Raw genomic sequence first — 14,831 nt, forward strand, 5'->3', positions numbered from 1 at the left:
TCCTTTGTTTATCCGAAACCGCTTACATTTCATGAAGCAGTTTTGTTTTAATTTGTTTCTATTTATCTCCTCACCTCTCATTCTAATGGTCGATTAGCATTTGTCAATAGCTTTTTGGTGAAAAACATATTTGATATTGCTTTTTCTTAAAATAGTAGAAGAAAGAGAGGAAAGGGTGGAATTATTCGTAATTTCATAGTTCAATCTGATTGTAAGACTAGCTTAGAATTGGCTTAACCCCCTCTTGAAAGCGTAAAACAAACTAGTCAGGAAAGTCACTTTGTGGTATAATATAGAAGACTCAAAAAGAAACAGGAGAAAAAGAATGGATTTACTTTTAGCAATTGTCTTGATTGTGTTAGCTTTTCTAGGAGGAGCTCTTGGAGGGATTTACTTGGCTCGTAAGCAAATCGAAAAAAAATATGCTGACAACCCACGTTTGAACGCTGAGGCGGTTCGTGCTCTCTTGAGCGCAAATGGTCAAAAGCCAAGCGAAGCCAAGGTACAACAAGTTTACCACCAAATCATCCGCCAACAAAAAGCAGCCCTTGCTAACAATAAAAAGAAAAAATAAATAGGAAAAGTCTGGGATGAAAGTTCCAGACTTCTCACTATGTTCAATAGTTCTCAAGGATAAGACTTTTTCCTTGCATTCTATTGATATTTGATTATGATTAAAAGAGAGGCAGTTGCCATTCTATCAAGCTGTCTATCCGTTCATTTAGGACGAGTAATTATGATGAACTATCAATCAGAAAAAAGACTAGAAAGAAGACTATATGGATAATCGACCAATTGGTTTTTTGGATTCGGGTGTCGGTGGCTTAACCGTTGTTCGTGAGCTCATGCGCCAGCTTCCCCATGAAGAAATCGTCTATATTGGAGATTCGGCACGGGCGCCCTATGGTCCCCGTCCTGCTGAGCAAATCCGTGAATATACTTGGCAGTTGGTCAACTTTCTCTTGACCAAGGATGTCAAAATGATTGTCATTGCTTGTAACACTGCGACTGCGGTCGTCTGGGAAGAAATCAAGGCCCAACTAGATATTCCTGTCCTAGGTGTGATTTTGCCGGGAGCTTCGGCAGCTATCAAGTCCAGTCAAGGTGGGAAAATCGGAGTAATTGGAACCCCCATGACAGTCCAATCAGATATCTACCGTCAGAAAATCCATGATCTGGATCCGGACTTACAGGTGGAGAGTTTGGCCTGTCCAAAGTTTGCCCCCTTGGTGGAGTCTGGTGCCCTGTCAACCAGTGTCACCAAGAAAGTGGTCTATGAAACCCTGCGCCCCTTGGTCGGTAAGGTGGATAGCCTGATTTTGGGTTGTACCCATTACCCACTCCTTCGCCCTATCATCCAAAATGTCATGGGACCAAAGGTTCAGCTCATCGATAGTGGGGCAGAGTGTGTACGGGATATCTCAGTCTTACTCAATTATTTTGAAATCAATCGTAGCCGAGATGCGGGACCTCTTCAACATCGTTTTTACACAACAGCCAATAGCCAAAGTTTTGCCCAAATTGGAGCAGAATGGCTGGAAAAAGAGATTCATGTGGAGCATGTAACTTTATGACAAACAAAATTTATGAATACAAGGATGACCAGGACTGGTATGTCGGTGTCTGGGATGTCTATGGAGGCATCTATAGCCTTATCAAAGATCCTCTCGAGCTTGATTTTATGGATTTAGCGCGGATTTTTCGTGACGAAGAAAATGGCTTTCCGATTACGATAACGGTGATGCGCTGGTCTTCCAACTTCCGTCTGCTCTCCTTTATCGTTGAGATTTTAAATGCAGAAGCAGGACGTAACTTGGAAGTCATCCAACGTCAGGGAGCCCTGCTCTTGGTTGAAAATGGGCAACTCCTGCATGTAGAATTGCCTAAAGAAGGGGTCAATGTTCAAGACTTCTTTGAAACTAGTAAGGTTAGAGAAACCTTGTTGATTGCGACTCGTAACGAGGGCAAGACCAAGGAATTCCGAGCTATCTTTGATAAGTTAGGCTATGATGTGGAAAATCTCAATGACTACCCTGACCTACCTGAAGTAGCTGAAACAGGCATGACCTTTGAAGAAAATGCCCGTCTCAAGGCAGAAACCATTTCCCAATTAACAGGCAAGATGGTGCTAGCAGATGATTCAGGTCTCAAAGTCGATGTCCTCGGCGGTTTGCCAGGAGTCTGGTCAGCCCGTTTTGCAGGTGTGGGAGCAACTGATCGTGAAAACAATGCCAAACTCTTGCACGAATTGGCCATGGTCTTTGAACTCAAGGACCGCTCAGCCCAGTTCCATACAACCCTAGTCGTAGCTAGTCCAAACAAGGAAAGCTTGGTTGTCGAAGCTGACTGGCCAGGTTATATCAACTTTGAACCCAAGGGGGAAAATGGCTTTGGCTATGACCCGCTTTTCCTTGTGGGAGAGACAGGTAAGTCAGCAGCAGAATTAACCCTTGAAGAAAAAAATAGCCAATCCCACCGTGCCTTAGCCGTTAAGAAACTTTTGGAGGTATTTCCATCATGGCAAAGCAAACCATCATTGTAATGAGTGACTCCCACGGAGATAGCTTGATTGTGGAAGAAATTCGTGATCGCTATCTGGGGAAAGTTGATGCCATTTTTCACGATGGTGACTCTGAACTCCGTCCAGACTCTCCGCTTTGGGAGGGCATCCATGTCGTTAAAGGCAACATGGACTTTTATGCTGGCTACCCAGAACGTTTGGTGACTCAACTTGGTCCAACCAAGATCATCCAGACGCATGGACACTTGTTTGATATCAATTTCAACTTTCAAAAGTTGGACTACTGGGCTCAGGAAGAAGATGCCGATATCTGTCTCTATGGTCACTTGCATGTGCCAAATGCTTGGATGGAAGGCAAAACACTCTTTTTAAATCCAGGCTCCATCAGCCAACCACGAGGAACCATCAGAGAATGCCTCTATGCCCGTGTGGAGATTGATGACAGCTATTTTAAAGTAGACTTTTTGACACGTGATCATGAGGTTTATCCAGGCTTGTCCAAGGAGTTTGCTCGATGATTGCCAAGGAATTTGAAGCATTTTTATTGGAGCAGGAAGAGACTTTTCTTACCCCTGCTGAGAATCTAGCAGCCTTGATTGATACCCATAATGCTGATCATGCGATTTTAGTGCTGAGCCAAATCACCTATACCCGTATCCCAGTTGTGACCTTTGACAAACGCTTTGTCGGAACCATTGGTCTGAGAGATATTTTGGCTTATCAAATGGAGCAAGGTTTGACAGATGAACAGATGGCAACGACAGATATCGTCAATATGACTAAGACAGATGTGGCAGTTGTCGCTCCAGACTATAACATCACAGAAGTCCTCCATAAACTGGTGGATGAACCCTTCTTGTCAGTGGTAGATGATGAAGGAATTTTCCAAGGAATCATCACGCGCAAGTCCATCCTCAAGGCCGTTAATGCCCTCTTGCATGACTTTAGTAAGGAATATGAGATTCGATGCAAATGAGAGATAGGATTTCAGCCTTTTTAGAGGAAAAACAGGACTTGTCTGCCAATTCCAAGCAGTCCTATAAGTATGATCTGGAGCAATTTTTAGACATTGTAGGTGATCGGATCTCTGAGACCAGTCTTAAGATTTACCAAGCCCAGCTAGCCAATCTAAAAATCAGCGCCCAGAAGCGAAAACTTTCGGCCTGTAACCAATTTCTCTACTTTCTCTATCGAAACGGAGAAGTGGACAGCTTTTACCGTCTGGAATTAGCCAAACAAGCTGAAAAGAAGACTGAAAAGCCAGAGATTCTAAATTTAGACTCTTTTTGGCAGGAAAGTAATTATCCAGAAGGACGCTTGCTGGCGCTTCTTATCTTGGAAATGGGCTTGCTGCCGAGTGAGATTTTAGCCCTTAAGGTTGCAGATATCAATCTGGATTTTCAGGTGTTGCGAATTAACAAGGCTTCCCAACAGAGGATTGTCACCATTCCCACGACCTTGATTCCAGAGCTAGAACCCTTGATGGGGCAGACCTATCTTTTTGAAAGGGGAGGGAAAGCCTATTCTCGTCAGTGGGCCTTTCGTCAGCTGGAGTCCTTTGTCAAGGAGAAAGGTTTCCCAACCTTATCCGCTCAAGCCTTGCGGGAACAGTTCATTCTAAAACAGATAGAAAACAAGGTCGATTTGTACGAAATTGCAAAAAAATTAGGATTAAAAACAGTCCTGACCTTAGAAAAATATAGATAATGGATATTAAATTAAAAGATTTTGAAGGGCCACTGGACTTACTCTTGCACTTGGTTTCTAAGTACCAGATGGATATCTACGATGTGCCCATTACGGAAGTTATCGAACAGTATCTAGCCTATGTCTCAACTCTGCAGGCCATGCGTCTAGAAGTGACGGGCGAGTATATGGTCATGGCTAGTCAGCTGATGCTGATCAAGAGTCGCAAGCTCTTGCCAAAGGTAGCAGAAGTGACAGACTTAGAGGATGACCTAGAGCAGGACCTTCTCTCCCAGATCGAAGAATACCGCAAGTTCAAGCTCTTGGGTGAGCACTTGGAGGCTAAGCATCAAGATCGGGCCCAGTACTATTCCAAAGCGCCGACAGAGTTGATTTACGAAGATGCAGAGCTTGTACATGACAAGACGACCATTGACCTCTTTTTGGCTTTTTCAAATATCCTAGCCAAGAAAAAAGAGGAGTTCGCTCAGAACCACACGACCATCCTGCGCGATGAGTATAAGATTGAGGACATGATGGTCATCGTAAAAGAGTCCTTGACTGGACGAGACCAGTTGCGCTTGCAGGATTTGTTCAAGGAAGCCCAGAATGTTCAAGAGGTTATTACCCTCTTTTTGGCAACCCTAGAGTTAATCAAAACCCAGGAGCTGATTCTCGTGCAAGAGGAGAGTTTCGGAGATATCTATCTCATGGAAAAGAAGGAAGAAAATCAAGAGGCACAAAGCTAGACTTGATAGAGAGGAAAGATGAGTACTTTAGCAGAAATAGAAGCGCTCTTGTTTGTAGCAGGTGAAGATGGGATTCGGGTTCGTCAGTTGGCTGAACTCCTCTCACTTCCACCGACAGGCATCCAACAGAGTTTAGAAAAATTAGCCCAGAAGTATGAAAAAGACCAAGATTCGAGCTTGTCCCTGATCGAGACAGGTGGTGCATACAGATTGGTCACCAAGCCTCAATTTGCAGCGATTTTGAAGGAATACTCCAAGGCACCCATCAACCAAAGTTTGTCTCGGGCTGCTCTTGAAACCTTGTCCATCATTGCCTACAAGCAACCCATCACGCGGATAGAAATTGATGCTATCCGTGGTGTCAACTCGAGCGGGGCCTTGGCAAAGTTGCAGGCCTTTGACTTGATACGAGAAGATGGAAAAAAAGAAGTGTTGGGTCGTCCCAATCTCTATGTGACTACGGATTATTTCCTAGATTACATGGGAATTAACCATTTGGAAGAACTGCCAGTGATTGATGAGCTTGAGATTCAAGCCCAAGAAAGCCAATTATTTGGTGAAAGGATAGAAGAAGATGAGAATCAATAAATATATTGCCCACGCAGGTGTGGCCAGTAGGAGAAAAGCAGAAGAGTTGATCAAGCAAGGTTTGGTGACAGTTAACGGCCAAGTGGTGCGTGAACTCGCAACGACCATCAAGTCTGGTGACAAGGTCGAAGTGGAAGGTCAGCCCATCTACAACGAAGAAAAGGTCTACTATCTGCTTAACAAACCACGTGGAGTGATTTCCAGTGTGACAGATGACAAGGGCCGCAAGACTGTTGTGGATCTCTTGCCAAATGTTAAAGAACGCATTTACCCTGTGGGACGTTTGGACTGGGATACATCAGGTGTCTTGATTTTGACCAATGACGGGGACTTTACAGACGAGATGATTCACCCCCGTAATGAGATTGACAAGGTCTATATCGCGCGTGTTAAAGGTGTGGCCAATAAGGATAATCTCCGCCCCTTGACCCGTGGTCTTGAGATTGATGGCAAGAAAACCAAGCCGGCTGTCTATGAAATTCTCAAAGTGGATCCAGTCAAAAACCGCTCTGTGGTACAGTTGACTATCCATGAAGGGCGTAACCATCAGGTTAAAAAGATGTTTGAAGCCGTCGGTCTTCAAGTTGATAAACTGTCTCGGACACGTTTCGGACACCTAGACTTGACAGGTCTTCGTCCAGGAGAAGCCCGTCGCCTTAATAAAAAAGAAATCAGCCAACTACACACTATGGCTGTAACCAAGAAATAATGAAACGAATCTTAATAGCGCCAGTACGCTTTTACCAACGTTTTATCTCACCGGCCTTTCCACCCTCTTGTCGCTTTGAGCCGACTTGTTCTAACTACATGATTCAGGCTATTGAAAAACATGGCTTCAAGGGTGTTCTGATGGGCTTGGCTCGGATTTTACGTTGCCACCCCTGGTCGCCAATAGGAAAAGATCCTGTACCAGACCACTTTTCACTCAAACGAAATCATAAAACAAAAAGAATCAGCCTGATTCTTTTTTGTATACTCTAGAAAGGAAGTTGGAAGATTAAGATTTCCACTATCCTTCTCCTATAAAAAGTGGTAAAATGGAGGACAGAAAGAAGGAACTGATATGACAACATTATTTTCAAAAATCAAAGAAGTAACAGAGCTTGCTGCGATCTCAGGTCATGAAGCACCTGTCCGTACTTATCTTCGTGAGAAGTTGACACCGCACGTGGATGAAGTAGTGACAGATGGCTTGGGTGGTATTTTTGGTATTAAGCATTCAGAAGCTGCGGATGCGCCACGCGTCCTGGTCGCTTCTCACATGGACGAAGTTGGTTTTATGGTCAGCGAAATTAAGCCAGATGGTACCTTCCGTGTCGTTGAAATCGGTGGCTGGAATCCAATGGTAGTCAGCAGCCAACGCTTCAAACTCTTTACTCGTGATGGTCGTGAAATTCCTGTGATTTCAGGTTCTGTCCCTCCACATTTGACACGTGGAACAGGAGGACCAACTATGCCAGCAATTTCAGATATCATTTTTGATGGTGGATTTGCAGACAAGGCTGAGGCAGAAAGCTTTGGTATCCGTCCGGGTGACACGATTGTCCCTGATAGCTCCGCTATCTTGACAGTCAATGAAAAAAATATCATCTCAAAAGCTTGGGACAACCGCTATGGAGTTCTTATGGTTAGTGAGCTAGCAGAAGCCCTTTCAGGTCAAAAACTCGGGAATGAACTCTATCTTGGCTCGAACGTCCAAGAAGAGGTTGGTCTTCGTGGCGCTCATACTTCTACAACTAAGTTTGACCCAGAAGTCTTCCTAGCAGTTGACTGTTCACCTGCTGGTGATGTCTACGGTGGCCAAGGCAAGATTGGGGATGGCACCTTGATTCGCTTCTACGATCCAGGTCACTTGCTTCTCCCAGGCATGAAGGATTTCCTTTTGACAACGGCTGAAGAAGCTGGTATCAAGTACCAATACTACTGTGGAAAAGGCGGAACGGACGCTGGAGCAGCTCATCTGAAAAATGGCGGTGTTCCTTCTACAACTATCGGGGTCTGCGCCCGTTATATCCACTCTCATCAAACACTCTACGCGATGGATGACTTCCTAGAAGCTCAAGCTTTCTTGCAAGCCTTAGTGAAAAAATTGGACCGCTCAACTGTTGATTTGATTAAAAATTATTAAACATAAGGGAGGTGGTCAGGATGGTAGAACCAAATCTAGAAAGCCTTATAAAAGATCTCTATAATCATGCCCGTCAGGGCTTGAGTGAAGATTTAGTTGCTGCTCTCCTAGAGACTGCTAAAAAACTACCAACTACAAATGAGCAATTACTAGCAGTCCGTCTCTCAGGACTGGTCACCCGTGAATTGCTCACCAATCCCAAACACCCAGCACCTGAACTGATCAACTTGGCGCGCTTTATCAAAAGAGAAGAAGCCAAGTACAGAGGCACTGCAGTTTCTGCTATTATGTTTGGAGAGCTATTTAAAATGCTTTGATTCCATTGTGAATCAAAGCATTTTTTATATGTCAGAAAAGCCATTCTTGATGAAGAGACGAAAAAAGCCATCCCATTCAGGATAGCTTTTTGGTGCTTAGATTTGTTCAGCGATGACCTTTTCAGCTAGGTTCATAGCATGGTCAGACACACGAGTGTAGTGGGAAATGATGTCGATAAAGTTGACTCCAGCTTGTGTAGAACACTCACCCTTATTAAGGCGTTTGATGTGGGTCTTTCTGAGAACGCGTTCCATATTGTTGATTTCTTTATGGCGTTCAATCAGACTTTGAGCTTTTTCAATATCATTGTTTTCCACACTATCAAGGGCATCCTTGATAAATGCAGTTGTTGCTTGATAAATCTCAGCTAATTCCTCTAAAGCAGCATCAGAAAACTGAACATTCTTACGTTGGAGGTAGTCTGTTAGGTTGAGAAGAGCTTCTGCGTGGTCCCCAATCCGTTCCAAATCACGAGATGAATCCAGAATGTTAGTCAAGACTTCACTTTCCTTTTGGCTCAAGGATTCGCTTGAGAGTCTGATGAGGTAACGAGTGAGTTTTTCATCGATGGTGTTGATGGCTTCCTCTGTTTTGTGCCCTTTTTCAGCTACCTTTTCATCCAAACCGATAATATAGGTATAAGAAAGGTCAAAAGCTTTGGCTGCATAGTTCCCCAAGTGCAAAAGTTCTTTTTTAGCATTTCCTAGAGCGATAGAAGGAGATTGCTGGATAAGTTGCTCGTCGAGATAAAGGGGCTCGTACTTGACAACCTCGTCTTCACCAGGGATGAGCTTGGTTACAAAGTAGGCCAAGGCTCCGATGAAAGGAAATTGTACAATGGTGTTACTTACGTTAAAGGCACCGTGAGAGAAGGCGATTGTCATCTCAGGTGAGAGGTGAAGGAGTGCCTGGAAGTACTCGATCATAGCAGTGAAGGGGCCTAATAAGATTAAGCAAAGAATAGTTCCTAAAACGTTAAAGGTAACGTGGGTTGCAGCAACGCGTTTTGCAGAGATGTTAGCTCCAGCTGCTGCAATGATAACGGTTAAGGTTGTTCCGATATTATCTCCGAAGAGAACTGGTAGTGAACCTTTAAGGTCAAGGAATCCACCTGCATAGAGACCTTGCAAAATCCCGATTGTAGCCGAGGAAGCCTGGATGAGGACGGTAATCACTGCACCGGCTACTACTCCTAAAATAGGATTTTGTCCCAAGGTTACCATATATTCCTTGAATTGTGGTAAATCTTTAAGCGGACTCATACCGGCACTGATGAGGTTGAGAGCGTAGAAGATCCCCCCTACACCAAACAGGATGCGCCCGATATTGTTTGCTGTTCTGTTTTTTGTAAAGAAGAGGAACATGGTTCCAAGGAAAATCAAGGGTAAAGCATACTCACCTAGTTTGAAACCGATGATAAAGGAAGTAACGGTGGTTCCGATGTTGGCTCCCATGATAATTCCGATAGCCTGTCTAAGAGTGAGAAGACTAGCGCTGACCAGCCCAACCGTGATAACTGTAACCCCTGTACTTGACTGAATCAGGGCGGTCACGACAATCCCGACTAGAACACCTAAAAAGGGATTGCTAGTGTACTTGTCAATGTAAAAACGAAGGCGATCTCCAGCAGCTTGTTGCAAACCGTCTCCCATGGTCTTGATACTGTATAAAAACAGTCCTAGACCTCCTAAAAAGTGAAATAAAATTTCCTGCCAATTAATGGACATTTCTTTTTCCTCCGAAAAATAATAACGGAATTTCTCCTATTCTATTTTAAAGGATAAAAGTAAATCTCACAAGTGTTTAGCTGAAATTTTCATAAGAAAGAAGAACTTTCTTTTAAAATGAGATCTAGTTTCCCTTTAAGATAGATGATTTATAGGATTGTGTCCAAATTTTACTGATTATTATCCTAGTTATAGTTTTTATGTTAAATAGATTGACATCGCTTTCATATAGGATAAAATGAAGATGATCCTGTTCTGGTGGTGAGTACTGAGAACAGTTACTTTTTATCAAAAAAGTAAAGCGCTTACTTTATATTTTATTAGGAGGATAAGATGAAAAATCTATTTTTTGAAAAACGTTGCCGTTACAGTATTCGTAAGCTGTCAATCGGGGCTTGTTCCTTGATGATTGGTTCAGCTCTGTTCGCAAGCCCAGCTCTTGCGGAACAGGTCGCTGTCCCTGAAACAGCCGCAAACACGAGCGCTCAAGCTACAAGTACTAGTGAGACAACTAATCCAGATACCGCAGCTCTCGAAAAACAATTAGAGGAATCTGAAAACAAAGTAGCTGAGCAACCCATTTCAGAAAACACTCCAGCAATAACGGATCTAGTTAATGAAAAAGAAGAAGCGAAGCCAACTCCGACGGATAAAGCTGAAAAACCTGCTCAACCAACTGAAAAAGAAGAAGTCAAACCAGAGGAAGCTCCTCAAGTGGTTGACAATAAAGCCGACAAACCAAGTCTAGCAGACGTTCCTAAAAATGAAGAGAAGAGTCTCCGACCAAAAGAAATCAAATTTGATACTTGGGGTGATTTGTTGAAATGGGAACCGGGTGCGCGCGAGGATGATCCCATCAATCGTTCCTCAGTTGAACTCGCCAAGCGCCATAGAGGTCAGTTGGTTAACGAAAAAGCAAGCAGAAGAGCCAAGGTTCAAGCTCTAGCAAATACCAACTCAAAGGCCAAAGACCACGCTTCTGTTGGTGGAGAAGAATTCAAGGCCTACGCCTTTGATTACTGGCAATACTTGGATTCAATGGTCTTCTGGGAAGGTCTAGTTCCAACTCCAGATGTCATTGATGCCGGTCACCGCAACGGAGTTCCCGTTTATGGAACACTCTTTTTCAACTGGTCAAATAGCATTGCCGACCAAGAGAAATTTGCAGCTGTCTTGAAACAAGACGCAGATGGCACCTTCCCTATCGCACGAAAACTCGTCGATCTTGCTAAGTACTATGGCTTTGATGGCTATTTCATCAACCAGGAAACAACGGGTGAATTGGTAGAACCTCTTGGTGAAAAAATGCGCCAATTCATGCTCTATACAAAAGAATACGCAGCCAAAGTCAACCATCCAATCAAGTATGCTTGGTACGATGCCATGACCTACAAATACGGTCGTTACCACGAGGATGGTCTAGGTGATTACAACTACCAATTCATGCAAAAAGAAGGAGACAAGGTCCCTGCAGATCAATTCTTTGCTAACTTCAACTGGAACAAGGAAAAAAATGACCACTCTGTAGAGATGGCAAAATGGCTAGAACGTAGCCAGTATGATGTCTTTGCAGGCTTGGAATTGCAACAAGGTGGTTCTTATAAGACCAAAGTCAAATGGGATGCTCTTTTAGATGAAAAAGGTAAGTTGCGCTTGTCACTTGGACTTTTTGCGCCGGATACGATTACCAGTCTAGGAAAAACAGGTGAAGACTACCACAAGAACGAGGATATCTTCTTCACAGGTTACCAAGGAGATCCAACGGCTCAAAAACCAGCTGACAAAGAGTGGTATGGGATTGCCAATTTAGTTGCGGACCGCACACCGGCAGTAGGCCGGACTTTCACCACCTCTTTTAATACAGGTCATGGTAGAAAGTGGTTTGTAGACGGCAAAATTTCTAAGGATTCTGAATGGAACTACCGTTCTGTTTCAGGTGTCTTGCCAACATGGCGCTGGTGGCAGACTTCAACGGGTGAAAAACTCCGTGCAGAATATGACTTTACAGATGCCTACAATGGCGGAAATTCTCTTAAATTCTCAGGTGATGTAGCTGGTAAGACGAACCAAGATGTGAATTTGTATTCTACCAAACTAGAAGTAACTGAGAAAACCAAACTTCGTGTTGCCCACAAGGGAGGAAAAGGCTCTAAAGTTTATATGGCCTTCTCTACGACTCCAGACTACAAATTTGAGGATGCAGCCGCATGGAAAGAACTGACTCTTTCTGATAACTGGACAAATGAAGAAATTGACCTTAGCCCACTAGCAGGTAAAACCATCTATGCAGTTAAACTCTTCTTCGAACATGAAGGTGCTGTAAAAGATTATCAGTTCAACCTAGGACAATTAACGATCACGGACAATCACCAAGCGCCACAAGCACCTACAGGTCTCTCAGTGGTGAAGCAATCTCTTAAGAATGCCCAAGAAGCTGAAGCAGTGGTTCAATTTTCGGGTAACCAAGACGCAGATTTCTATGAAGTCTACGAAAAAGACGGTGACAACTGGCGTTTGTTGACAGGTTCATCTGCTTCAACCATCTACTTGCCAAAAGTTAGCCGTTCTGCTAATGCGACTGGTACGACTCAAGAATTGAAAGTCGTTGCAGTTGGTAAAAATGGCCTCCGTTCAGAAGCTGCAACTGCGTCATTCAACTGGGGCATGACTGTTCAGGATACAACTCTCCCAAGACCTTTGGCTGAAAATATTGTTCCAGGGGCAACGGTTATTGGTAGCACTTTCCCGAATACTGAAGGTGGGGAAGGCATCGAAGGCATGTTGAACGGTACGATTACAAGTCTGTCAGACAAGTGGTCTTCAGGACAATTGAGCGGTAGTGTCGATATTCGTTTGACTCAACCACGTCGTGTTGTCAGATGGGTAATGGATCATGCGGGAGCTGGTGGTGAGTCTGTTAACGATGGTCTGATGAATACCAAGGACTTTGATCTTTATTACAAGGATACAGATGGCGAGTGGAAACTAGCTAAGGAAGTCCGTGGCAATAAAGCGCACGTTACAGATATCACTCTTGACAAACCAATCACCGCGCAAGACTGGCGTCTAAAAGTTATCACATCTGATAACGGAACACCTTGGAAAGCCATTCGTATCTACAACTGGAAGATGTACGAAACCTTGGACACAGAAAGTCAAAATATTCCAATGGCTAAGGTAGCTGCTCGTTCACTTGGAAACCACCAAGTTCAACTAGGCTTCTCTGATGTTCCAGCAGGCGCAACCATCACCGTTTACGACAAGGCTGATTCACAAACACCAATTGCAACCTTGAAGTCTGAAACTGGTGGCGATCTGGCAACAGCACCATTGGCCTTTGACAAACAACCAAATCTCCTCTACTATCGTACTCAACTACCTGGCAAAGAAATCAGTAACACCTTGGCTGTAGCGATTCCACAGGATGAAAGAAAAATTAAATCTGTTAGCCTTGAAAAAGGACCTAAGAAGACAGTTTATAAAGAAGGAGAAAAACTGGACCTCAGAGGCGGAACACTCCGTGTTCAATACGAAGGGGGACAAGCCGACGAGCTGATTAACCTTACTCACTCAGGTGTGACGGTATTTGGATACGATGCTCATCAAAAAGGGGAACAAAACCTAACACTTCAATACCTTGGTTTACCAGTGTCAGGTGATCTGAAAGTCCAAGTGACAGGACAAGATGAAGGAAAACCAAAAGAAGTAGCGGGCTTGTATATTACTAAGAAACCAAAAACAGACTATCTAGTAGGAGATCAACTGGATCTCTCTGAAGGTCGCTTCGGTGTTCTCTATGATGATGAGACGGAAGAAAGTCATGCCTTTATGGATCAAGGTGTTGAAATAACGGGCTACGATGCTCAAAAGACTGGTCGTCAAACCTTGACCCTGCATTACAAGGGGCACATCGCTGAGTTTGATGTTTTGGTTTCTCCAAAAGCAGCTGTCAACGATGAGTACCTCAAACAAGAAATCACTGCAGCCCAAGGCCGTCAGTCAACCCTTGCCTACACCTTCTCTAGCGAGGACAAACAAGCAGCACTAGTAGAGAAGCTCACTGCAGCGAAAGCTGTAGCAGAAAACCACAATGCTAGCCAAGAAGAAGTTAACCGGGCTTTGAATGAGTTGAAACAAGCAGGGACAGACTTGGATGGAAATCAACGTTATCAGACAGCTAGAGAAGAATTGGAAGGTTTGCTCGAATCTATCCGTAAAAAAGATCCTAAAGCTGAGTTGATTGAACAAGCAGAAACTTTGTTGGCTTCAGAGATGCCAACTCCACAAGCTTTTGCGGAAATGAAAGAAAAGTTGAATAAGAAACTAGCCCCTGCAGAAGAAAGCCATCATGTTGGAAGCATGGATCCAAATGAAGTGGCTCCAACGGTTGAAGCTCTCCCTGAACTAGTTATTGAAACTGAAACAACAGCCTTTGAACATCAGGAGCGACCAAACGCCGAGCTTCTCAAAGGACAACGCCAGCTAGTTCAAGCAGGAGCGGAAGGTCAAGTTCGTCGCTTTGTAGAAGTAGATACCCAAGGCAAACGCACTCTTCGTTCGACTGAGGTAGTCAAGGAAGCAATCCCAGAAATCACAGAAGTTGGAACAAAAGTTCTATCAAGCAACCAACCAGCTGAGGGAATAAAAGACCTAGTTTTAGAAATTCCGAAACTAGAAATTGAAGAGGATACAGTGGCCTTCGAACGTCAAGAGCGACCAAATGCAAGCCTTCTTAAAGGCCAAGTTCGTCGCTTTGTAGAAGTAGATGCCCAAGGCAAACGCAGCCTTCGTTCAACTGAAGTTCTCAAGGAAGCTATCCCAGAAATTGTTGAAGTAGGAACGAAAGAGGAGCAAGTCTCACAAACAAGGGATCAAGCGCTTTCAGCAGCATCGGCAAAAGTTGAAAAGGCAACAACTCAACTTCCAAATACTGGTGCAGAAACAGATGCTAGTCTAGTAGCGCTGGGACTCCTCGGAGTAATGAGCGGCTATGACTTGCTTGTTAGAAGGAAAAAAGAAGATTAATCGGATTTACGAATTCTTGGGATTTCTCATAACAACTAAAAAACAAGGCTTGACTGTAGATCAGTCAAACCTTGTTTTTAGTTTTAAAA

General features: G+C 43.8%; 14 protein-coding genes. 13 read left to right on the plus strand and 1 reads right to left on the minus strand.

The genetic code is table 11. From position 1 onward, the window contains the following. Window positions 1-325: 325 nt before the first annotated feature. The 12 genes from SOR_RS01695 to SOR_RS01750 all read left to right on the plus strand — a co-directional run bounded on the left by SOR_RS01695 (window position 326) and on the right by SOR_RS01750 (window position 7,989). Window positions 326-574, plus strand: coding sequence for a YneF family protein (locus tag SOR_RS01695; RefSeq protein ID WP_000364985.1), 249 nt, complete (start codon window positions 326-328; stop codon window positions 572-574). Between the two features lie 205 nt (window positions 575-779). Then, the gene (gene racE, locus SOR_RS01700; RefSeq protein WP_000370379.1) at window positions 780-1,574 is read left to right on the plus strand and encodes a glutamate racemase; all 795 of its coding nucleotides are present in this window, start codon (window positions 780-782) and stop codon (window positions 1,572-1,574) included. Then, complete coding sequence (locus SOR_RS01705; protein WP_000182434.1) at window positions 1,571-2,542, plus strand: nucleoside-triphosphate diphosphatase; 972 nt, start codon at window positions 1,571-1,573, stop codon at window positions 2,540-2,542. The genes racE and SOR_RS01705 overlap by 4 nt, the downstream gene beginning before the upstream one ends. Then, window positions 2,518-3,039, plus strand: coding sequence for a metallophosphoesterase (locus SOR_RS01710; protein ID WP_001118939.1), 522 nt, complete (start codon window positions 2,518-2,520; stop codon window positions 3,037-3,039). Before SOR_RS01705 ends, SOR_RS01710 begins: the two co-directional genes overlap by 25 nt. Continuing rightward, window positions 3,036-3,497 (plus strand): cyclic-di-AMP-binding protein CbpB, encoded by a 462-nt coding sequence (gene cbpB, locus SOR_RS01715; protein ID WP_000560698.1) that lies wholly within the window; start codon window positions 3,036-3,038, stop codon window positions 3,495-3,497. Before SOR_RS01710 ends, cbpB begins: the two co-directional genes overlap by 4 nt. Continuing rightward, window positions 3,494-4,228, plus strand: a complete 735-nt coding sequence (xerD, locus tag SOR_RS01720; RefSeq protein WP_332370226.1) for a site-specific tyrosine recombinase XerD — start codon at window positions 3,494-3,496, stop codon at window positions 4,226-4,228. Before cbpB ends, xerD begins: the two co-directional genes overlap by 4 nt. Further along, window positions 4,228-4,956, plus strand: a complete 729-nt coding sequence (locus SOR_RS01725) for a segregation/condensation protein A (protein WP_000351887.1) — start codon at window positions 4,228-4,230, stop codon at window positions 4,954-4,956. The genes xerD and SOR_RS01725 overlap by 1 nt, the downstream gene beginning before the upstream one ends. Window positions 4,957-4,974: 18 nt before the next feature. Beyond that, entirely contained in the window at window positions 4,975-5,544 is a 570-nt protein-coding gene (scpB, locus tag SOR_RS01730) for an SMC-Scp complex subunit ScpB (protein WP_000105284.1), read from the plus strand. Further along, window positions 5,531-6,253, plus strand: a complete 723-nt coding sequence (locus tag SOR_RS01735; protein WP_001222219.1) for a pseudouridine synthase — start codon at window positions 5,531-5,533, stop codon at window positions 6,251-6,253. The genes scpB and SOR_RS01735 overlap by 14 nt, the downstream gene beginning before the upstream one ends. Then, a complete protein-coding gene (gene yidD / locus SOR_RS01740; RefSeq protein WP_013670167.1) occupies window positions 6,253-6,525 on the plus strand; it encodes a membrane protein insertion efficiency factor YidD in 273 nt (90 codons plus the stop codon). Before SOR_RS01735 ends, yidD begins: the two co-directional genes overlap by 1 nt. Before the next feature lie 82 nt (window positions 6,526-6,607). Continuing rightward, complete coding sequence (pepA, locus tag SOR_RS01745) at window positions 6,608-7,672, plus strand: glutamyl aminopeptidase (protein ID WP_000209182.1); 1,065 nt, start codon at window positions 6,608-6,610, stop codon at window positions 7,670-7,672. Window positions 7,673-7,692: 20 nt separating this feature from the next. Then, on the plus strand, window positions 7,693-7,989 hold the full coding sequence (locus SOR_RS01750; protein WP_000230155.1) for a bacteriocin immunity family protein: 297 nt from the start codon (window positions 7,693-7,695) through the stop codon (window positions 7,987-7,989). Window positions 7,990-8,085: 96 nt separating this feature from the next. Here the strand turns inward: SOR_RS01750 and SOR_RS01755 are convergent, their stop codons facing one another. Continuing rightward, window positions 8,086-9,717 carry a Na/Pi cotransporter family protein gene (locus SOR_RS01755; protein ID WP_000026656.1) on the minus strand — a complete coding sequence of 544 codons (1,632 nt, stop codon included), beginning with the start codon at window positions 9,715-9,717 and terminating at the stop codon, window positions 8,086-8,088. 333 nt (window positions 9,718-10,050) lie between these two features. Here SOR_RS01755 and SOR_RS01760 point away from each other — a divergent pair, with 333 nt between their 5' ends. Further along, window positions 10,051-14,742 carry an endo-beta-N-acetylglucosaminidase gene (locus SOR_RS01760; protein WP_000792771.1) on the plus strand — a complete coding sequence of 1,564 codons (4,692 nt, stop codon included), beginning with the start codon at window positions 10,051-10,053 and terminating at the stop codon, window positions 14,740-14,742. Window positions 14,743-14,831: the final 89 nt, after the last annotated feature.

The organism is Streptococcus oralis Uo5, from assembly GCF_000253155.1.
In the GTDB taxonomy this organism is placed as follows: domain Bacteria; phylum Bacillota; class Bacilli; order Lactobacillales; family Streptococcaceae; genus Streptococcus; species Streptococcus oralis_L.